This is a genomic window from Virgibacillus senegalensis (assembly GCF_000821245.2).
GTDB lineage: Bacteria > Bacillota > Bacilli > Bacillales > Amphibacillaceae > Sediminibacillus > Sediminibacillus senegalensis.
This window is the reverse complement of sequence record NZ_LN611424.1, coordinates 597617-618292: the sequence shown is the minus strand read 5'-3', so window position 1 is coordinate 618292 and position 20676 is coordinate 597617. Positions and strand designations below refer to the sequence as shown.

The window sequence follows — 20676 nt, the reverse complement described above, 5'->3', positions numbered from 1 at the left end:
CCTTTTAGTTGAACGCTTAGAAGAAATCGGTTGGCATTACACCGCCGATCAAATAGATGGTCTGCTTGAAGACGCATCTAAAAATAATGTACCATATTCGGACTTCTTAATCACGCTATTATCACAAGAAATCGAACAGAAGGAAAAGGCAGCTTTAGATAAACGTCTAAAGAAAGCGAAGCTTCCCTATCTTAAGAGCATTCATGACTTCGACTTTAGTTTTCAACCAAGTATAGATGAACGAAGAGTTAAAGAAGTGTTATCGGGTAGATACATCCATAATGGGGATAACATCCTACTTCTTGGACCACCAGGAGTAGGAAAGACACATTTAGCCATTTCCATGGCTTTTGAAGCTATCACGAATGGACACCAAGCACTTTTTATCACAGCCAATGATTTTATAGCTGAATGCCAAAAGGCAGAGAAACAAGGGTTAATCCAACGGATTATTAAAAGATATAGCCGACCAGAATTACTAATTATTGATGAATTAGGTTACTTTAGTTTCGATGAACTAAGCGCACACACACTTTTGATTATTGCAGTGAAAATGAGCCACTTATGCGGAGTTTTGAGCCAGTCATTGCGGAGGAAAGAGCCACCCTTTGCGGAATGCAGGGCCACTATAAATAGAAAAAGGAAAAGCCTCCTGTATAATAACCTTGCATGCTAGCAAGCATGACATTATTATACAGGAGGCTTTTTTATGGTTAATTACCTAAAGATTCTGGAACTTCACTTTGAAGAAGTCAGTCAAAGAACGATTAGTTCTAGCACTGGGCACTCAAGGAATACAGTTTCAGATGTCATTCAACGTGCCAAAAAACTTGGCGTGGAAAGCTTGAATGACACCATGACCAATACATGGCTAGAAGCGTTTCTCTTCCCAGAGAAACAGGCTGTTGAGAAAGGGTACTTCCCAATTGATTGGGAAAGAGTGCATAAGGAACTACAAAAGAAGAATGTGACCCTGTCTCTATTGCATCATGAGTATTCGACAGAGGCACGTGAAGGTGGAAAGATCCCCTATGCCTATCGTACTTTTTGTGAGAACTATGGGAAATATGCGAAAAAGTATAAACTTACCATGCCTATTCGCAGAAAACCTGGTGAAGTGATGGAAGTAGATTGGGCTGGTACTACATTGAAGATTAATGACCGTTCAACAGGAGAAACGATTCCAGCGTATGTTTTTATTGCGACCTTACCCTATGGTAAACGTGTTGGCGTAGCCTGGTAAATTCCTTGGCGGAGAGTGGTAAAAAAGATGGCAAGGGTGGTAAAATCTCTTGGCTGTATTCACCCTCCTGCATTTGGAACGACGAAGAGGATATAGATGAGGAGGAACTAGTTCGCTGGGCTATTGAGATTATTGATAAGGAATTAAGAGATAAGAGATTTAAATAATAATATAAACAACCATTGGAGCCAGTGTAGTTCCAGTGGTTGTTTATATTATTAACTACTTTCATCAAAGTGGCTCTCACCCCCGCACTTAATGGCTCAGTTGACCGCAAACAGTGGCTCAAATCTCCACACTAATGGCTCAATCTCTCCGCAATACTCAAAGGCAGAAAAAGTTTGCAATCAATGGAAGACACCTGCCAGCCATGATGCCTTATTAGCGTTAGTCTATCGAAAAGAATTGGTGAAAGACACCTCCCTTTCGTGGGATTGGATGATTTTTGCTTTATGGAAAGGCCATAAATATGGAACGCTTTTGTGTGATTTACACTACACATGAACACTATTGATCTACTGGAGGATCGGAAAGAAGAGACGGTGCTAGATGGTTTAAGGAGCGTCCTAATATCCTAATGGTCACGCGTGACCGCTCTCGTACCTTCCGTAATGGTATAGAGAGAGAGCGAATCCATCGATTGTACAAATTAGTGACCGGTTCCATCTCGTACACAACCTGGGTTCGCTACTAGATCGGATTTTGATGAAAGAATTGCCCCACCGAATTAAAGAGGAAATAACCGATAGTGGGTACAAAGAGGAGTCATCAGAAGAAGCAAATCCAACTGAGATGGATTATTCCGCCAAACGACGGGAAGAGAATGCAAGGAAGAAATGGCAGTTAGCACTGGTGGTTAAAGCTTTGCGCCAGCAGGGGCTACCTTATATACGAATAGGCCGTAAATTAAAAATCCATCGGACCACGGTAAAAAAGTACGAATCCCTGACAGGACCACCAGATGCACGGAGGAGGCGCCGATCAAGTGGTTTGGAACGTTTCCTGCCGGAATTGCAGGAACAGGTAAGAGATGGCTATACGATAGACAGCATAGAGAGATCCCTGCGAAAAAAGAGGTATAAGGGGAGTAATTCCGCTATACGCCATCAAGTGGAGGCCATACGTCGTAAAGAGAAAAATAAAACGAAAAAAGAAACGCTTATTTATCGAAAGCAGGTCTGGAAGCTTTTTTGGCAGCAGCTTAAAGAACTCTCCGATAAAGAGAGAGAAGTGCTGAACAAAGTCCTATACCTTTATGTATTTGGCATTTAATTTTTGTAGGAAATGGCAATCGGCATTATAAGTATGGCAGTATATATATTCATACCCACGGTAACTTGACATGGAGCCTCTGTGGTAAAGGTAAAAGGCAATAGGCCAAGGGTTGGTATTGCTTGGTAAATTAGCCTACCATCACCACCTCTCCATGTAAAGTTGTATTTATGCAGGATGTGCTGCATACCCCGATTGCCAAAAGGTACATTTATTAAATGCCATAAACAACCTTTATCCAAACACCAAAGGTGTGTATGGTTTCATTCAACTATTCAGGGAAATGATAAAAGAAAAAGATGAAAGTATTTTGCATTATTTTATTAGGTGCCCCAAATCTTTTGGTCACCGTGACATTACTTCGTTCATCGATAAGCTAAAAGAGGAAAAGGACTCCATCCAGGCAGCCCTCACCTATTCATACACTAATAGCGTACTGGAAGGTAATATAACCAGGCTGAAAATGATCAAGCGACAACTGTATGGCCGTGCAGGCATCAGGCTGCTTAGGAAGCGATTAATGTTCAGACTTTATGAGATACCAAGCAAGGCAAATAAAAGAAACTCGCTATTTATCACTAAAAGTGCGTGAGAGCCCTTTCAGTCTGCGAAAGTTGAGTTACTTATAATAATAAATTAAAGTAATGTTGTTCGTCCTATTCCACAAATCTAGAAAAGCTCACAAGGGGGGGAAGAATCAATCAGTTCTATAGATAGATAAACTTAAATTTGGATAAATCAGGAAAATTCTTATCTCTTTTCATAAACACCAGTTTGTAAATTCCATAAATCCCCTAACATTAAATTATACTTATGTGGTCGTATCGCTTCAAAACCACTACTATTAGTAAAGGTCATTTCCCCAAAGTAAACCTTTCCATTTACATTATAAAGATCAACTCTAACATGTGAAAAACCCTGGCATAATTTTTTTGACAACTCGATCATTAATTCGAAATTTTCAGGCTTAGTTACCTGGTTATCTGTATTTTTATAATAATGTTGTTGCCATTCTTGTAACTCCCAATTAAGATTGTAAATATTTCTACGATGGTCAGAATATCGCCCAGAATCTATCCAACAGTAATAAACTTTCCCATCAAAACAGAGAAATTTGTAATCGTTTAAGTCCCCATTAATACCCTCAATGTACTCTTCAGCAATTATTTTTGGTTTAATATTCTTATATTGCATTTGAAACCCGTTTTTATAAGCAAAATTCATTTTTAACCATTTATCAAGTCTCTTTTTCGCTTCACTTTTATCTAAGTGATTTTTATCTTTTACAATTATATTTGTACCTGAGCCATGGTTAGTCTTTAAAACAAATTTTTTTGGTAAATTATCGAAATTTATTTCATCGAATGAGTCCCATACCCCTAATAAAGGGATTAAATACTCTTTACCTATAGTATCCTTAACCCATTCTCTAACAAGATATTTATCAGCTAATGTAGTTTTTAGCGGATTGTTTTCATATAATTTTGCCCATTGCATTTTTTCATTATATGTCTGTAGATTATTCCAATCTAAAACTTTACCTGTTTTTTTCTTATAAATTTGAGCGAGCTTTTCTGGATATTCATTTTCATTTAATGAACCATAGTATCTACATTTCAATAATTGAAATTCCTGATATATTTTATAAAAAATAGGAAACTTTCTCAAGAGTTTTTTTTTCAACATTTTTTTCTCCTCCAGTACTACAAGTATTCAATATATTATATAAGCTTCTACTAAACAAATCCCCGTATATATCTTTCCTCTACAACACATAAATCCTCAGACAATCGATTTGCAACAATTAGTTCTGGAAACTCTTTAAAATTCTTCAAATCGTTAATTACTCTTGAATCATAAAATGTCTCTTCATGAAGTACTGGCTATTATACAAACAACTTCAGTACCCTTAGCTTTAATACGTTTCATAACTCCTTGAATAACTGATTGTCTAAAGTTATCTTAATCCATATTCATTGTAAGTCTATAGATACTAACTATTTCAGGATTGGTCTTTATGATCTTCAGCAACATGGTCTTTTCTTGTTCTATTTGCATCAACAATTGCGGTCATTTTGGAACGTCTCCATAATTAGCTAATAACTGCTTTGTATCCTTTGGCAGGCAGTAACAGCATATCCGAAGAATGGGTTAATATAATAATTAACTATACGCGAGCAAGTCCAAACCCATCGATAATTTGTTTACTGTCTAATCCTCGCACCTCTGCATAAGAATCGAGCTCATTAAAATATGCTACTCTCTCTCACCCATGTATAGCACAGGAATATCTACCTTAATAGCTCCCTGTACAAACAATTCAGCAAATATTCGAGCTCAATCAGACTGTTCACCAATGATTATATGAGATGGGTATAAGTTATCGTACAAACCCTCCCTTCACGTTAAAAATTCAGGTGAGAAGCTAATATTATCTATTTCAAACTTTTCTTTTGTTTTTTCTGTATAATCAACTGGACTGTTGGTTTTATTACTATTATTGTATCTGGATTAATAGACAAAACATTTGCAATTACTGCTTCAACTGATCTAGTATTAAAATAATTTTTCTCAGGATCATAATTTATAGGTGTTGAGATAATTACGTAAACTACGTTTCTAAGCTTTATAATTATCAGTTGTTGCTGTTAAATTAAGTTCTTTGCATTAGATAGGACTTCATAACTGTTCCTGCTATTGTAATTTTCATCTCATCCCCCATATATTACTTTTATATTTAGCATTTAACCTCTTCATTTATGCTCCATAACACATCATTAAAAATACTGTATATTCTTACTTTTCTTTAGTAATTTTTAATAATGAAATCATTCATAAATATTACCCTTTTCACTAATATTGATTGATAGATTACTTTGATCGAAACTCTTACTTATTTTTAATGTTATCAGAATCAGCGTTAGATTTAACATAGCTCCGGTAATCCCCAATAAAGCAACGGTAGTTTTATCGTCTTTTATAATTAAGAAACCAATAATTAATACTATTATTCTACTGATAAGCATAGTAATGGACATAAGCAAATGAAACCTTTGAGCATTTAATACTGGCAATGACTTGATACAGGGTCTATTTAAAAAACCAAAGAATGACCATAAAGCAATCCACTGAGCATAACTTCCTGCAGTTAACCACTTACTACCAAATACAAAAGTAAATAGTTCTGGTCCAAAAATAATTATTATTCCAAATGGAATCATCCCAATCATAGCCAAAGAAAAAGTTGCCTTTTTAATTAAAGAAGTAAGGTTTTCATTGTTATTTGCTGCTTCAGATAGCCTTGGATACAACACATCGCCAATAGAATTTCCAATTAACTCAGTTGGTGCTGACATTACGCTCCTACATAAAGAATAGAATCCAGCAGATGCTGGTCCAAAAAAACTAGTCATTAGCAAAACTGGTAAGCCCTGTGATATAGCATTAAGAAAAACTTCAGGTGCACGAAACAGAGGAAAATCTCGGTATTTTTTTATTACACTATTAAAACTCAAAGAAAAATCTTTCAAGTTAATCTTTAGTGATTCATCAAATGTTCTTATATTAAAAAACAGCAACAAAGCAGCAAATCCATTTTTCATTGAAGAAAGAACCATTAATACGGTAGCAGCAGGATAAACAAATCCTATTCCAGCCATACCTCCGTATGTAAAAATAGATTGGCCAACTGTTGCTGTACTAAGCAATCTAAATTGCTTATTTCTAATAAACCATTGCCTCAATATTTGATATACTCCTGAAAACAGAATGACCAGTGGAATTAAATATAGGTAAATGGCAATGTTCTCTAAATGAAACAATGAAACAATTCTATTATGAAATAAAAGTATAATAATGAATAAAAAACTTGTCATCATCCCAGTTATAAAAAAGGAGGTGCGAATTATACTAACGGCTTCCGATTTTTTTTTAGGCAACACTATAGCAATAGGAAGTGTTAGTGAAGCAATTGGTGTAATTATTGCAATTATTGCTAGAAATGCTCCCATTAATCCGTATGCGTCTGGTCCATATAACCGAGTAATGACTGGTAAAAGTAAAAATGAAATAATTTGAGCGACTAAGGTCCCTGAAGAAACAAATAAAACATTTTTAACAAATTTCCTTTTTAACAATTTTCTTAAAAGCTCTTTCATAAGATATCTCTTTTCTACAATATATTTCTACTTTTACGATCATAAAGTATTACATATACAACAATCAAAAGATAAATATGCTTCTACCAAAAAGGTAATTAATGAAATCAACAACTAACTATCTAAGTTATTTTTTCTTAACAAATGTTTTACCTTCTTCTCTTAAAAATAAAGATGCAAAAAACATAAGAAAAAACAACCCATGTGTTAATAATAAAGTTGATAAGACAGAGGTATTCATATAGTAAATGTAAACAAATATTAACCCAAAGTATTTTGGATTAATTTCAACCATCCCAAAGTATAATAAAATCAGACTGCAAATTAGTGCAGCCACAATACCTCCTAAAAGTCCAAAGGACATTAAACCTTCTGTGAAAACTCCTGTATTAGCACTCAAACCCGGAGTCCCTATTACAACTTCTCCTATATAATGGGCCGGACCTAAATCGTATGGATAATCAACGATTCCAAATCCAAACGGAGAGTGAGATAAATATGTTAAGTTATCTTTGAAATATTCGTAAGTTATATTACCCAATCTTGCAGGAACAAATAGAACCCTTCTTACAAATTTATCTAATATAAATATGTTATCAAATAAATTATACATTATTATTCCACCGAAACTAATAAACGATATACCTTTTATAAAAAATATTGTTTTCTTATAATAAGTACCTTTATAAAAAACTAGTAATGCTAATAAACCAATAAAAATACTCTTTAAAGCTCCACATAAATACAAATATAGCAACATTACTATATATAGTATCATCATAATATGTTGCTTTTTGACTAATTTTCTAACAATTAAGTAAGGTAGCAGTATTCTCGCCAAATGCGCCGATGCATAAGCAGTATAAGAGTTTTTAATACCATTAAAGTAAGCTCTAGTTTTATATACATCAATAAATAGTAGGTTTTTCAAATTTATATGGTTATAAAATAGAATCAAAAAAGGTAAGAATAAGAAAATTGTTACTAGCCCAATATAAAAATCGGAGTTTTTTATCCTTACTGGTCTTTCAAACTTTTTGTTAATACGTGAAAACAAAAAGATAAATATTAGACAACTAAATATTACTATAACTTGAATAATACTAACATCGGGATTATATTGATAATAAATTACTTGCCCACAAAGAAGATATAAAAATATCACGTTATAAATAGCAGAAAAATACGCTTTATTTATTTTAAACCCCAATCCAAGGCTTAATAGTAATATAAAAATTCCTATAATAAATTTAAAAAAGTCAAATTCATACTGAAAGTTATAATAATCAAATATGTCAGATATAACAATTATATAAGCAATGTTTAACCCAATTACCGATATAATTTGCCAAATAAGGATTTTAACTTTCTCCCCCTCTGTAACTATATCTGTACTTAATCGAGTTCCATTGACCCCATCTATACTTTTGTAGCTGCTATTTTTTATCTGAGTATAAAAACGCGTATTCATTTGCTATGTTCTCCCAATTAAATTTATTACAGAGTTCAATACAATTAGATGATAAAAAATCATAATCGGATAGAATCTTAACAATTTTATCTGCAATTTCCTCCGGATTAAAACAATCAACATTATATCCAACTAGCCCCTCATTAAATTGACTATCGAATCCTTGGCCTCTTGAATAAATAACGGGCAACCCTTGACTCATTGCTTCAGAATAAACTAAACCAAAAGTTTCATGAATAGATGGCATAACAAAAATATCATTATCTCTATATATATCTATTAGCTCTTCTTTAGGTTTTGGTGATATATATCTTATAAAAGGCAGGTTTTTTATCCTATCATAAATACTCTCATCATCGATTTTACCTACGATGGTAAACTCTATATTGTACCCCTTCTTCTGAAGTATTTCTATTGCCTTTACAGTTGTTATTTGATTTTTCCTTTTGTTAATAATACCTACTTGAGCTATTTTTAAATTATTTGAACCAGAATATACTTTTTTAGAACCTTTATTTCTAAACCAATAATCGTCAATACCGTTTGGAATAACGTTCGATTTACTGTATACACTTTCTTTTAAACTTACAGGGATATATTTATCTATTACTAAATCTCTATAAGTTTCTGATAAAAAAACTATTTTCTTAGCCTCTTTTAAAATTTTCATTCCAAGTTTTCTTAAGTAAACCATATTTTTTAGAAATACATTCACATCAGTACTTCTAACTGCTACAATATAAGGAACTCCGAACTCCTTTTTCAATCTCCAGGCTACGCATCCATTCGTAAATAGCGAATGCGCATGTAAAATATTATAATTATTTACTTTATACTTTTTTATAACATCTTTATATATTTTATTTTGCTTGATATGAAAAAAGAATCGATCATATTTACTATGGTTTTTACTTATTGTTGAATAATGTCCCAGATTTATTTCTGAATCATCAAAATCTTTAGTAACAGGAACATATACATCAATTTCAAAACCATTTGCTGATTGTTTATCGAATAAATTCCTATAAAACTTACCATTACTGTAGTATGAATTTATATGAAGAACCTTCAACTTAAAAACCACCTTACTTAGTACTGCTAGTTTTTTAATTGTTTTAACACATTTACCCTGTCATCCTTGAACTCTTTCAAGACATCTAAATAACAGCTTCACTAGCAAATACTTCTTGTTATCATTTCCGTATTACAATCCTGTTAGATTATGTTTCTACCTTGTGCTCTCAGCCTTCTCCCAAAACGGCTTTGCCTTTCCGTTCAAAATGTTATAAACTCCTGTCCATTGCGCAAACAAAGTCACACAATAATAATAAATTAAAGTAAGATATTTATTATCTGAATTTGTAGTCACCTTAACTAACGCTAATAGGTAAAATAGTATTTGCCCTACCATTGTTAACAAATAAAACCAGTGTTCTTGAATTACTATGATATTAGTAATAAAAACTATTAAATGTGATAACCATAATAAATATCTACAAGTTCTATGTCCAAAGTAAAAATAAGAAAACCAGCGGTACTTAAATATATTTAATATGCGGAAATCTGGTAAGATGTTCCTCAAAATCCCACGATTCATTCTTACTTTGCGCTTAAACTCATCCTCGATATTTTCTCCAGCTTTTTCATACGCTATGGCATCGGGGTTATATAAAGCCTTTTTACATTTCAAAGCATAGTATCTTGGCATATTTCCATCATGACTTTTCATTGGTTCAAAATCATAATAATCAGCGTTTCTACAAGCATAAATAGCCCCATTACCTGCGGTAATAGTTTGAATATCGCTCTCAATTTTTCGTAATTTTGTATCACTATCCCAATATGTGTTTTCAGAATTTGTAACGTCACTACAATCTTTATTAGTAATTACCAATCTACCACTAACATAACTAATGTCTTCACTTGTAAATGCTGAAACTAATTCTTTTATAGAATTAGTTTTCAACATGGAATTAGCATCAGTCATTACAAGAATTTCACTTTGAACAGTTTTCTGTGCCTCATTTTGAGCATTTGTTTTTCCCTTACGCTGCTTTACTTCAAATAACCGAATTTTATAATTAGGATTATTAATTATGAAATACCTAACTAATTCATTAGTCTTATCTGTACTATTATCTGAAGCAACTAAAAACTCGATCTTATCACTTTGGTAATTAAGCTCTAGTACATTCGCTAACTTCTTCTGTATTACTTTCTCTTCATTATGGGCAACTATCATTACTGTCACCGTTGGCTCATACGTATAATCTTTTTTCAGGGTTCTATGTTTGTATATTCGATTTAGAATTTTTAATGAAAGTGGGTAACCGATCATAGCCCAAAAGATTATAAAGACATTTAAATAAAAAATAAGAAGTATGACGAATTTCATTCCCTAAACCTCTTTCTTATAATTGATGTCTGCTATATCTCTTATAATTCTTACATCATTAAACTTCATCATATAGATACCTTTATCATAGTTACCGATTGCCTCTGCATTTGCGTTTCCATGTATGTTATTAATAATCATCTTTGGCACATTCACCCCACTTTCATATGCATGAGGATAGCCTCCACCAAAACGAGGATTTACTTCAGAGATATAATATTCACCATTAACCTTAAAGATATCAATATCAATAATGCCTTTAAACCTAGTTTCTCTTACAAACTTTTTAATTAATTCAAAAAGTTGCTCATCCTTAATTGAAACCGATTTGTCAGTTTCACCAGCCCTCATCTTAATCTTCTCTTTAACATATATCGCAACTGGTTCACTAGAAATCATATCTATATAAACATCAGCACCGTATTCAGTTCCATCCATGAACTCTTGAATCATTAGGTTATCAAATCTACTAAATAACAATTCAATTTCTTCTTGTGAGGTTACTTTGCTAATATTAATACTTGCACTACCTCTTACAGGCTTAACAAAAACTGGATAGTTAATGATTCCTGCATCTACATCATTATAGAACTCTTCTTTGTCTAAATAACTTTTTACCGTTTGGAACCCATTCTGAACTAAAAATTCAAACATCTTATGCTTATCAAAACACATTTCAACCACATCAGAATCTGAGACGATTGGAATCGTACCAATATCCAGAAAGGCCTGTTTGTGTTTTGCAAGAAAACATAGTTCAGGATCAATTAATGATATAACTGCTCTGATGTCATTCTCTCTGCAGATAGAGAGGATCACCTCTAAATATCCCTCTTCACTCATTCTAGGGACTATAAAGTGTTTATCAGCTTCATATAAGGCTGGTGCTAAATCACTACAATCTGTGGCTAATACCTGCCCCCTGTCGTCTAACTCTTTTTTGAAATACTGTACAATTTTATTTCTAGTACCGCAGCTTAATATAAGTATGTTTATGTTATTGTTCATCATTTAGATCCTCCAATTTATCAAAAAACAATGGTGTCCCACCCGTATGAATAAATAGTATCTTCTTATCCGTAATATGTTTTTTTTTGATAAACTCTTTCATCCCCCAAAAAGCTTTACCAGTATAAGTTGTATCCATTGGGATACCATCATTAATTAAAACATCCCTAATAGTTTGTAGTATTTTGTCGTTATATGAACCATATCCATCAAGCACATAGTCGTCTATAAATGCTATATCTTCAGATTCGAATGGTTCTTTATCCTGACTCAAAAAATAACTACTGACACTTTCAAGAACAACTCGACTACCGTAAGATTTTTTTCGCGCATTGCTAATTCCAATAACTTCTCTCTCATCTCCATGTAGTATTTTTCCACATACAAGCCCAGCTTGTGTGGTTCCTGTACCAGTAGTAAGAAAAATGTAATCAAAGTATATACCGGATGACTTTTCATATTTTAGAATTTCTTCATAAGCATTAACGTAAGATTGTGTTCCAATATCACCATGTCCTCCCCCTTGAATAAAATAAGGTTTGTAACCTTTTGCTCTTAATTCGTCCATTTTACTTTCAATCATGATACTTACTTGAGATACTGGACAATTTGTAACAAAAGCACCAAACAGTTTAATCATTTTACTATTAGAGGTTGGATGACTTGATTCAATTGGTGAAATGATATGGCATGGGATACCTTTTGCAGCTGCAATATTCGCTATAACTCTACAATGATTTGAACTGCTGCTACCATACGTAACTACACAATCTGACTTTTTTAAGATTAAATCTTCGAAAAAAAGAACTGCTTTTCTTGCCTTATTTCCTCCAAATGAAATAGGAAGTAGGTCATCTCGCTTTATATAAAATGAGTTGTTATTTAGATTTTCACTTAAACTTTGAATTGGAGTTGCATGATAGTTATTTAATTCCACTTTTCAATACACCTACATTACGAATATAGTTTTCTACATCTAAGGTATATATATATCTATCTACATATTTTCCGTTATAAAAAAGATCATTTTTTAGTAGTTCCTCTTTTACAAATCCACTCTTTTCAAAGAGTTTTTGAGCTCGAACATTATCTACTTCTGTATAAAGATATATCGTATTAAGACCAAATTCCTTATAAGCCCTTTGAATTAAGAGGTCCGTTGCAATTTTAGCTATGCCCTTACCTTTAAAATTGTCTCCTCCAAGACAAATATAATATTCCGCTTCCTTACTTTTTAAGTCAATATTCAGTAGTCCTATTAACCCAGCAGGTTCGGCAGCGTGAGTAATGGTATAATCGACCCTATCATTTCTACCTTCAAGTGATTTGAACCATTGAAGGGTCTTATCTTCTCTTAAAGGCAAATCATAATGTAAGTATTTATTATTTCTATCATCATTTATCCATTGTACCTTATATGGTATATCTCCTTCTTGAAATTTCCGAATCGCGATCTCCATTTTATAACTCCCCGCAATTTAATTAATGTTAGATGATTTCTCTGACCCTTTTACATTGTTATGAGTATATATACTTTCACGTTTGAATAGCTTCTGCAGTGTCTTAAAAAGAATCTTAATGTCTAACCAAATACTAAACGTTTCAATATATTTGACGTCAATCGGAATTCGTTCATCCCAAGGTACAGAGTTTCTAACGGTGACCTGTGTTAAACCAGTTATACCTGGCTTCATTTCGAATCGTTTTCGTTGAAACTCACTATATTCTTCATATTTATATGGATGGTGAGGTACGGGTGGTCTCGGGCCAACCAAACTCATATTACCCGTAACAACATTCCAAAGTTGGGGAAGTTCGTCTAAACTTGTAGCACGGATTAATTTGCCAACTTTTGTGATACGGTTGTCACTCTCTGTCTTAACAAACAAACCCGTTCCAATTTTTTCAGCATTAACAACCATCGTTCTGAACTTTAAAATCTTAAAAACTCTACCATCCTTGCCGAGTCGTTCTTGTTTAAAAAACACTGGACCTTTCGAAGTCAATTTAATAGACAGTGCTATAATTATAAAAATTGGGGAAATAATAATTACACCAATCAGGCTTCCAAAGAAATCTATCAGACGTTTTATAAATAAGTTTAAAGCTCTCATTACTTATCTCCACAACCCTTTAATAATTTCTATAACTCTTTCTAAGTCCTCATCCGTCATCTTCGTATCAGAAGGCAAACATACACCATTCTCAAACAGTTTTTCCGATACACCCTCACCAACAAAATCATATTTCTCAAAGAAAGGCTGCATATGCATCGGTTTCCAAACCGGTCTTGACTCAATGTTCTCAGTTTCCAATGCATCAAATATATCAATAGGTCTAACTTTACCAGACAAGGTTATCGAGCTTAACCAATAGTTTGGTTCATCCCATTCATTGCTAGGCATGAATTCAATACCTTCAAGCCCACCAAGTTCTCTTTTATAGAACTCAAGAATATATCTCTTCTTTTCAACTCTTTGATCCAATACCTTGAGCTGACCTCTACCAATTCCTGCTACAACATTACTCATTCGATAATTAAACCCTAATTCGCTATGTTGATAATGCCTTGCTTGATCCCTGGATTGAGTAGCCCAGAATCTAGCTTTTGAAATTCGTTCTTCATTATTAGAAACAAGCATCCCACCACCAGAAGTGGTGATAATCTTATTTCCATTAAAAGAGAAGATGCCATAGTCACCGAAAGTTCCTGTATGTTTACCTTTATAGTAAGTACCCAATGATTCCGCTGCATCTTCTATAACCGCCACATCATGTTTCCTGCAAACACTCATAATTTTATCCATGTCAGCGGACAAGCCATACAAATGAACAACGATGACTGCCTTTACTTCTGGGTACTTCACAAACGCTTCTTCCAATGCCTTTGGACTCATATTCCAGGTTTCATAATCACTATCGATAAAAACAGGAATGGCATTTTGATAGATAATTGGATTTGCAGTTGCAGAAAAAGTGAGTGTTGGACAAAAAACAACATCCCCTTCCCCAACCCCTGCTGCTTTAAGAGCTAGATGGATAGCAGCTGTTCCGGAAGACAGTGCAGCAGCAGCTTTAGAACCAACCTTTTCAGCTAATTCTTTTTCGAATCCATTTACGTTTTCACCAAGGGGGGCGATCCAGTTAGTATCAAAAGCTTCCTTTATATAATCCAACTCGTAACCCTCTTCACTCATATGTGGCGAAGAGAGGAATATTCTTTCTTTTACTTCAGTCGAGTTCATTCTGTGACTTCCTTCCCTAAAAATAGAATTTAGTAGCCTAGGACTTGATCGGAATTAAAATGATTCCCGATGAACTACTAATCCACTAAATCTAAGTACAATTTTATAATTAATTGAAATAAGGGCAACTGCCCTTATTTCAATAATAAACACAAGAAAAAAATTATGACACCATACTAGAATTTCTCTCATTAAGATCCCTTCGCAACAACCTCTCGTTCCCCATAAACAATCCCCATCAAAGCTTCTTTCAAGTCTACTGGATTGTAATCCTGTAATTGATCAATTAAATCAACTACTACATCCAAATTGACTTCCTTTGTACGACCAACATAAATCTTCTCATAAACAGCCCCCGGATGTACTTCTTTTTCATCCAGCAGTTCCTCATACATTTTCTCTCCTGGCCTGATTCCGGAAAATTTGACTGGAATCTCTTCTTCTGTGTATCCTGACAACTTGATCAGATTTCTGGCCAAGTCGACAATCTTCACCGGTTCCCCCATATCCAGCACAAAGATCTCTCCGCCTTGAGCCAATGTGCCGGCTTGTATCACCAAACGGGAAGCTTCCGGTATCGTCATGAAGTAACGGGTCATATCCGGATGGGTTACCGTAACCGGTCCGCCTGCTTCGATTTGTTTCTTGAATAACGGAATGACGCTGCCCCGGCTTCCAAGCACGTTGCCGAACCGTACAGCGACAAACTTCGTATTGCTCCGCTGGGCCATGTCCTGCACAACCATTTCCGCAAGACGTTTGGTGGCACCCATGACGTTCGTCGGGTTTACTGCTTTGTCGGTAGATACTAATACAAACGTGTTGACGCCAAATGTATCCGCAGCTTCTGACACATTCTTCGTACCGATTACATTGTTTTTTACCGCTTCATGCGGATTGTGTTCCATTAGCGGAACGTGTTTATGTGCCGCTGCATGATAAATAATCGTCGGATTATGTTCTTCCACGATTTCAAAAATTCGTTTGCGATCCTGGACGTCGCCGATCGCCGGCACGATTTCCGTGTCGGAATCACTGTAAGTCCCTCTTAGCTCCATATCGATGGTATAGATACTGAATTCTCCGTGTCCGACCAGTACGATTTTTTTCGGCAAAAATTTCATCAGCTGCCGACAGATTTCCGAGCCGATAGACCCACCTGCGCCGGTAACCATCACCGTGTTCCCAGTTACATATTCAGTGATCGTATGAATATCAAGTTCTACTGTATCTCGCCCAAGAACGTCTTCGACTTCGACATTTTTCAACGTATTCACTGATACTTTCCCAGACATAAGATCTTCTATTTTCGGCAGCATCTGCACCTTCACGTTCGTTTTGTTGCATTTGGATACAATTTCATTTAGCTCCCCGTTTTTTAACGAAGGGATTGCAATGACGATATGTTCGATACTTAGTCGTTCCACAATCTCTGGTATCTCTTCGACAGTGCCTTCGACCGGCAAATTATAGAGCTGCATTTTTTGTTTGGACAAATCGTCATCAACAAAGGCAACCGGACGTAACTCAGCTTTGTTTTGTTCATTTTTAAGTTGCCGGGCAATCATTGCCCCTGCCGCTCCAGCACCAACGATTAAGGTTCTCTTTTGATTGGTGTTAGTCGTGATGAACCGATCTCTAAAAATTCGCCAAACAAACCTTGAACCACCGATAAAAATAACGTGGAGCATCCAAGTTACAATAAGAGCTCGTTTATAAAGTGCAAAATCGTTTACTAAAAACTGCAAAATGGTGGTTGCCAAAATAGAGAAAGTAACAGCTTTGACGATGGCAACTAATTCGCCGACACTGGCGTACGACCAAACCTTATTGTACAACTTATAAACAAATGCAAACAAATGATGAAACAAGACAAGGGCTATAGCGCTAATAACAATTGCATCTGCATGAATGACAGAACTTGTATAGGGATACGCAATCCATNTGGGTTACCGTAACCGGTCCGCCTGCTTCGATTTGTTTCTTGAATAACGGAATGACGCTGCCCCGGCTTCCAAGCACGTTGCCGAACCGTACAGCGACAAACTTCGTATTGCTCCGCTGGGCCATGTCCTGCACAACCATTTCCGCAAGACGTTTGGTGGCACCCATGACGTTCGTCGGGTTTACTGCTTTGTCGGTAGATACTAATACAAACGTGTTGACGCCAAATGTATCCGCAGCTTCTGACACATTCTTCGTACCGATTACATTGTTTTTTACCGCTTCATGCGGATTGTGTTCCATTAGCGGAACGTGTTTATGTGCCGCTGCATGATAAATAATCGTCGGATTATGTTCTTCCACGATTTCAAAAATTCGTTTGCGATCCTGGACGTCGCCGATCGCCGGCACGATTTCCGTGTCGGAATCACTGTAAGTCCCTCTTAGCTCCATATCGATGGTATAGATACTGAATTCTCCGTGTCCGACCAGTACGATTTTTTTCGGCAAAAATTTCATCAGCTGCCGACAGATTTCCGAGCCGATAGACCCACCTGCGCCGGTAACCATCACCGTGTTCCCAGTTACATATTCAGTGATCGTATGAATATCAAGTTCTACTGTATCTCGCCCAAGAACGTCTTCGACTTCGACATTTTTCAACGTATTCACTGATACTTTCCCAGACATAAGATCTTCTATTTTCGGCAGCATCTGCACCTTCACGTTCGTTTTGTTGCATTTGGATACAATTTCATTTAGCTCCCCGTTTTTTAACGAAGGGATTGCAATGACGATATGTTCGATACTTAGTCGTTCCACAATCTCTGGTATCTCTTCGACAGTGCCTTCGACCGGCAAATTATAGAGCTGCATTTTTTGTTTGGACAAATCGTCATCAACAAAGGCAACCGGACGTAACTCAGCTTTGTTTTGTTCATTTTTAAGTTGCCGGGCAATCATTGCCCCTGCCGCTCCAGCACCAACGATTAAGGTTCTCTTTTGATTGGTGTTAGTCGTGATGAACCGATCTCTAAAAATTCGCCAAACAAACCTTGAACCACCGATAAAAATAACGTGGAGCATCCAAGTTACAATAAGAGCTCGTTTATAAAGTGCAAAATCGTTTACTAAAAACTGCAAAATGGTGGTTGCCAAAATAGAGAAAGTAACAGCTTTGACGATGGCAACTAATTCGCCGACACTGGCGTACGACCAAACCTTATTGTACAACTTATAAACAAATGCAAACAAATGATGAAACAAGACAAGGGCTATAGCGCTAATAACAATTGCATCTGCATGAATGACAGAACTTGTATAGGGATACGCAATCCATGCCGCGATAAATATCGCAGTGCCTACGATGATAGTATCCATCAAGACTAATAACGATAATCTTGTGCGATAGTTCATTTACTTCACCTTTCTTAATGAGATTATATTTTGGGTTCTATAAAATCACACAAGCATCTGTTTTGACGCTACCACTGATGGTCGCCCGATTGAATGATATTCTATCGATTTATCCTTCATATCATCTAGATGAAAACAGTTCCTACCGTCTATAACCAAGGGGTAGTTCATAGATGAAAAAACATTTAAATCTACGTCTTTTATTTCTTTCCATTCGGTTAGTATCAGAGCTGCATCAGCATCTTTTACCGCATCTTCAACATTATAGGCATACCGAACCTTGTCACTAAGCGTTTTTTTAGCATTTTCTATCGCAATAGGGTCAAATGCTACTACTTCAGCACCTCTCTCCAGTAATTTATCAACAATTATATGCGAAGCAGCCTCCCGCATATCATCTGTATTTGGTTTGAATGCCAAGCCTAATACTGCTATCCTTTTCCCTTGGATAGTTGGGAGCCGTTCATCCAATTTATCTATTAACAGGCCTTGCTGCTTTTTATTAACATTGACAACACCTTTTAGTAACTCAAAATCATAATCAACGTTTCCTGCAATTTGGATAAGCGCCTTAGTATCTTTAGGAAAACAAGAGCCCCCGTAACCTATACCGGCATTAAGGAATTTATCTCCGATTCGTTTGTCCATTCCCATTCCCTGAGCAACATCTTCAATATTCGCGTCCACCCGTTCACATATGTTCGACACTTCATTTATAAAGCTGATTTTTGTTGCCAGGAATGCATTAGAAGCATACTTTATCATTTCCGCACTCCGAATATCCGTTCTGAAAACCGGTACACCAAAAGGCCGATTGATATCCTCAATCACATTTGCAGCCTCTACGCTATCAGCACCGATCACAATTCTATCTCCATTAAAAGAATCATAGATCGCCGATCCCTCTTTCAAAAACTCAGGATTGGAAACTACTTCTACATTAACACTGTTTATCAGATTAATATTGATAATTTGCTGGATCCTGTGATTAGTTCCAACCGGCACAGTACTTTTGGTAACGACGATGGTATCCTTTGTTACATTGGCGGCAATATCCTTTGCAACTTGTTCGACAAAGGCAAGATTCGCAGAACCATCTTCATTTTCCGGGGTTCCCACTGCAATATAAATAACGTCCGCTTTATCAAATCCATGCTGATGACTAGTAGTGAAAAACAGGCGTTCTTCCTGAATGTTCTTTGTCATTAGTTCATCAAGGCCTGGCTCGTAGATTGGCGATATCCCTTTTTGCATTTTCTCCACTTTCTTTTGGTCAATATCTATACATGTGACATCATGGCCGATCTCCGAAAGACTCACACCCGTGACTAATCCAACATAACCGGTACCAACTACAGCTATCTTCAATTTTTAACCCTCCATTTGTACTTCTGTTTTTGTCGACAAGAGACTACGTAGTAATTCTTTTACTTCCTCGCCAAATTCTTCATTCTGTATAGCAAATTCAACTGTCGTCTTAATAAATCCCAACTTTTCTCCGACATCATACCGCTTGCCTTCAAAGTCATACGCATATACATTTTGCAGCTCGTTCAGATGCTGGATGGCATCAGTCAGTTGGATTTCTCCCCCAGCTCCTGTTTCCTGCTTGTCCAAAAAGCCGAAGATTTCAGGGGTCAGGATGTAGCGTCCCATGATCGCCAAATTGGATGGTGCCGTTCCTTTCGCCGGCTTTTCCACGAACGTGTTCACTTGATAGCGGCGACCTTCACTCGTGTTCGGATCGATGATTCCATAGCGGTGCGTCTGGCCTTGGTCTACCTGTTGGACACCGATGATAGAAGAACCGGTTTCTTCATACTGATTGATCAACTGCTTCAAGCATGGTGTGTCACTTTGGACGATATCGTCACCGAGCAAGACAGCGAATGGTTCGTCGCCGATGAACTTCCGTGCGCACCAGACAGCATGGCCCAATCCTTTTGGTTCCTTCTGCCTTATGTAGTGAATGTCCACTTGGGCAGGCTGCTTGGTTTTTTCCAACAGGTCGAATTTTTCTTTTTTGATTAAGTTCTCTTCTAATTCGAAATTGTGATCGAAATGATCCTCGATTGCGCGCTTTCCTTTTCCGGTAACAATCAGAATATCTTCTATTCCAGAAGCAATTGCTTCTTCCACGATATATTGAATCGTCGGTTTGTCGACGATCGGCAGCATTTCTTTCGGCATTGCTTTTGTCGCTGGTAAGAACCTTGTCCCCAGACCAGCAGCCGGGATGATGGCTTTTTTCACTTTTTTCAAGTTACTCTCTCCCAGTTTGTTATGTTTCGTAAGTAAATGAGCACAATAAATAACTAGTGAAGAGGAATTTGCTAAACACCCATTCACTAGTTATCTATCATTCCAAGTTTATTGGGTAATCCTTTGGGGTATTAAATTAAACGGGCATCTAACCCACCCTCACATCACACTAGCGACGACAAGCGTCTAAGGCTGAGAATGGTTTCCCGCCCACAGCATGACCGAGTGTCTCCATTCATAAGGGTAAGGAGGCATCACCCAAT

Annotated in this window: 18 protein-coding genes and 1 pseudogene; 4 read left to right on the top strand and 15 right to left on the bottom strand. The window is 36.1% G+C overall.

Features of this window, described 5'->3' with window-relative positions; genetic code table 11:
- The 4 genes from BN1067_RS07140 to BN1067_RS20610 form a co-directional block, all read left to right on the top strand.
- Positions 1-676: ATP-binding protein (locus BN1067_RS07140; protein WP_053218201.1), on the top strand; the 676-nt coding region annotated here is incomplete at its 5' end.
- A gap of 33 nt (positions 677-709) precedes the next feature.
- On the top strand, positions 710-1243 hold the full coding sequence (locus tag BN1067_RS07135; protein ID WP_053218200.1) for a helix-turn-helix domain-containing protein: 534 nt from the start codon (positions 710-712) through the stop codon (positions 1241-1243).
- A 705-nt stretch (positions 1244-1948) separates the two neighbouring features.
- Entirely contained in the window at positions 1949-2515 is a 567-nt protein-coding gene (locus BN1067_RS07130; RefSeq protein ID WP_053218199.1) for a hypothetical protein, read from the top strand.
- 166 nt (positions 2516-2681) lie between these two features.
- The gene (locus BN1067_RS20610) at positions 2682-3107 is read left to right on the top strand and encodes a transposase (RefSeq protein WP_110943362.1); all 426 of its coding nucleotides are present in this window, start codon (positions 2682-2684) and stop codon (positions 3105-3107) included.
- A gap of 158 nt (positions 3108-3265) precedes the next feature.
- On the opposite strand, the gene BN1067_RS07120 is transcribed toward BN1067_RS20610, so the two are convergent.
- From BN1067_RS07120 to galU, 15 genes and pseudogenes are all read right to left on the bottom strand, one after another.
- Complete coding sequence (locus tag BN1067_RS07120; protein ID WP_053218197.1) at positions 3266-4201, bottom strand: ATP-grasp fold amidoligase family protein; 936 nt, start codon at positions 4199-4201, stop codon at positions 3266-3268.
- A gap of 43 nt (positions 4202-4244) precedes the next feature.
- Positions 4245-5179, bottom strand: a pseudogene (locus BN1067_RS20110) (UDP-glucose 6-dehydrogenase); the annotation flags it as partial.
- Positions 5180-5343: 164 nt separating this feature from the next.
- On the bottom strand, positions 5344-6672 hold the full coding sequence (locus tag BN1067_RS07105; protein WP_053218196.1) for a lipopolysaccharide biosynthesis protein: 1329 nt from the start codon (positions 6670-6672) through the stop codon (positions 5344-5346).
- A 127-nt stretch (positions 6673-6799) separates the two neighbouring features.
- Complete coding sequence (locus BN1067_RS07100; RefSeq protein ID WP_053218195.1) at positions 6800-8143, bottom strand: hypothetical protein; 1344 nt, start codon at positions 8141-8143, stop codon at positions 6800-6802.
- Positions 8109-9215, bottom strand: coding sequence for a glycosyltransferase family 4 protein (locus tag BN1067_RS07095; RefSeq protein WP_053218194.1), 1107 nt, complete (start codon positions 9213-9215; stop codon positions 8109-8111). Before BN1067_RS07095 ends, BN1067_RS07100 begins: the two co-directional genes overlap by 35 nt.
- 156 nt (positions 9216-9371) lie before the next feature.
- On the bottom strand, positions 9372-10538 hold the full coding sequence (locus BN1067_RS07090; RefSeq protein ID WP_053218193.1) for a glycosyltransferase family 2 protein: 1167 nt from the start codon (positions 10536-10538) through the stop codon (positions 9372-9374).
- Positions 10539-10541: 3 nt separating this feature from the next.
- Positions 10542-11549, bottom strand: a complete 1008-nt coding sequence (locus BN1067_RS07085; protein WP_234400638.1) for an ATP-grasp domain-containing protein — start codon at positions 11547-11549, stop codon at positions 10542-10544.
- Positions 11536-12483 (bottom strand): 1-aminocyclopropane-1-carboxylate deaminase/D-cysteine desulfhydrase, encoded by a 948-nt coding sequence (locus tag BN1067_RS07080; protein WP_053218192.1) that lies wholly within the window; start codon positions 12481-12483, stop codon positions 11536-11538. The genes BN1067_RS07085 and BN1067_RS07080 overlap by 14 nt, the downstream gene beginning before the upstream one ends.
- On the bottom strand, positions 12470-13006 hold the full coding sequence (locus tag BN1067_RS07075; RefSeq protein ID WP_053218191.1) for a GNAT family N-acetyltransferase: 537 nt from the start codon (positions 13004-13006) through the stop codon (positions 12470-12472). Before BN1067_RS07075 ends, BN1067_RS07080 begins: the two co-directional genes overlap by 14 nt.
- Before the next feature lie 18 nt (positions 13007-13024).
- The gene (locus tag BN1067_RS07070) at positions 13025-13660 is read right to left on the bottom strand and encodes a sugar transferase (protein WP_053218190.1); all 636 of its coding nucleotides are present in this window, start codon (positions 13658-13660) and stop codon (positions 13025-13027) included.
- Between the two features lie 3 nt (positions 13661-13663).
- Positions 13664-14791 (bottom strand): DegT/DnrJ/EryC1/StrS family aminotransferase, encoded by a 1128-nt coding sequence (locus tag BN1067_RS07065; RefSeq protein WP_053218189.1) that lies wholly within the window; start codon positions 14789-14791, stop codon positions 13664-13666.
- Positions 14792-14982: 191 nt separating this feature from the next.
- Positions 14983-16731 (bottom strand): polysaccharide biosynthesis protein, encoded by a 1749-nt coding sequence (locus BN1067_RS07060; protein WP_110943360.1) that lies wholly within the window; start codon positions 16729-16731, stop codon positions 14983-14985.
- A complete protein-coding gene (locus BN1067_RS07055; RefSeq protein WP_456119732.1) occupies positions 16679-18115 on the bottom strand; it encodes a polysaccharide biosynthesis protein in 1437 nt (478 codons plus the stop codon). The genes BN1067_RS07060 and BN1067_RS07055 overlap by 53 nt, the downstream gene beginning before the upstream one ends.
- 81 nt (positions 18116-18196) lie before the next feature.
- Positions 18197-19519 carry a UDP-glucose dehydrogenase family protein gene (locus tag BN1067_RS07050; protein WP_053218188.1) on the bottom strand — a complete coding sequence of 441 codons (1323 nt, stop codon included), beginning with the start codon at positions 19517-19519 and terminating at the stop codon, positions 18197-18199.
- Positions 19520-19522: 3 nt separating this feature from the next.
- On the bottom strand, positions 19523-20413 hold the full coding sequence (galU, locus tag BN1067_RS07045) for a UTP--glucose-1-phosphate uridylyltransferase GalU (protein WP_053218187.1): 891 nt from the start codon (positions 20411-20413) through the stop codon (positions 19523-19525).
- Positions 20414-20676 lie beyond the last annotated feature (263 nt).

Coding starts and splice junctions, on each gene's coding strand:
- BN1067_RS07100 (WP_053218195.1), bottom strand. CDS start 8,143: ATGAATACGCGTTTTTATACTCAGATAAAAAATAGCAGCTACAAAAGT.
- BN1067_RS07120 (WP_053218197.1), bottom strand. CDS start 4,201: ATGTTGAAAAAAAAACTCTTGAGAAAGTTTCCTATTTTTTATAAAATA.
- BN1067_RS07065 (WP_053218189.1), bottom strand. CDS start 14,791: ATGAACTCGACTGAAGTAAAAGAAAGAATATTCCTCTCTTCGCCACAT.
- BN1067_RS07135 (WP_053218200.1), top strand. CDS start 710: ATGGTTAATTACCTAAAGATTCTGGAACTTCACTTTGAAGAAGTCAGT.
- BN1067_RS07105 (WP_053218196.1), bottom strand. CDS start 6,672: ATGAAAGAGCTTTTAAGAAAATTGTTAAAAAGGAAATTTGTTAAAAAT.
- BN1067_RS07075 (WP_053218191.1), bottom strand. CDS start 13,006: ATGGAGATCGCGATTCGGAAATTTCAAGAAGGAGATATACCATATAAG.
- BN1067_RS07090 (WP_053218193.1), bottom strand. CDS start 10,538: ATGAAATTCGTCATACTTCTTATTTTTTATTTAAATGTCTTTATAATC.
- BN1067_RS07130 (WP_053218199.1), top strand. CDS start 1,949: ATGAAAGAATTGCCCCACCGAATTAAAGAGGAAATAACCGATAGTGGG.
- BN1067_RS07070 (WP_053218190.1), bottom strand. CDS start 13,660: ATGAGAGCTTTAAACTTATTTATAAAACGTCTGATAGATTTCTTTGGA.
- BN1067_RS07085 (WP_234400638.1), bottom strand. CDS start 11,549: ATGATGAACAATAACATAAACATACTTATATTAAGCTGCGGTACTAGA.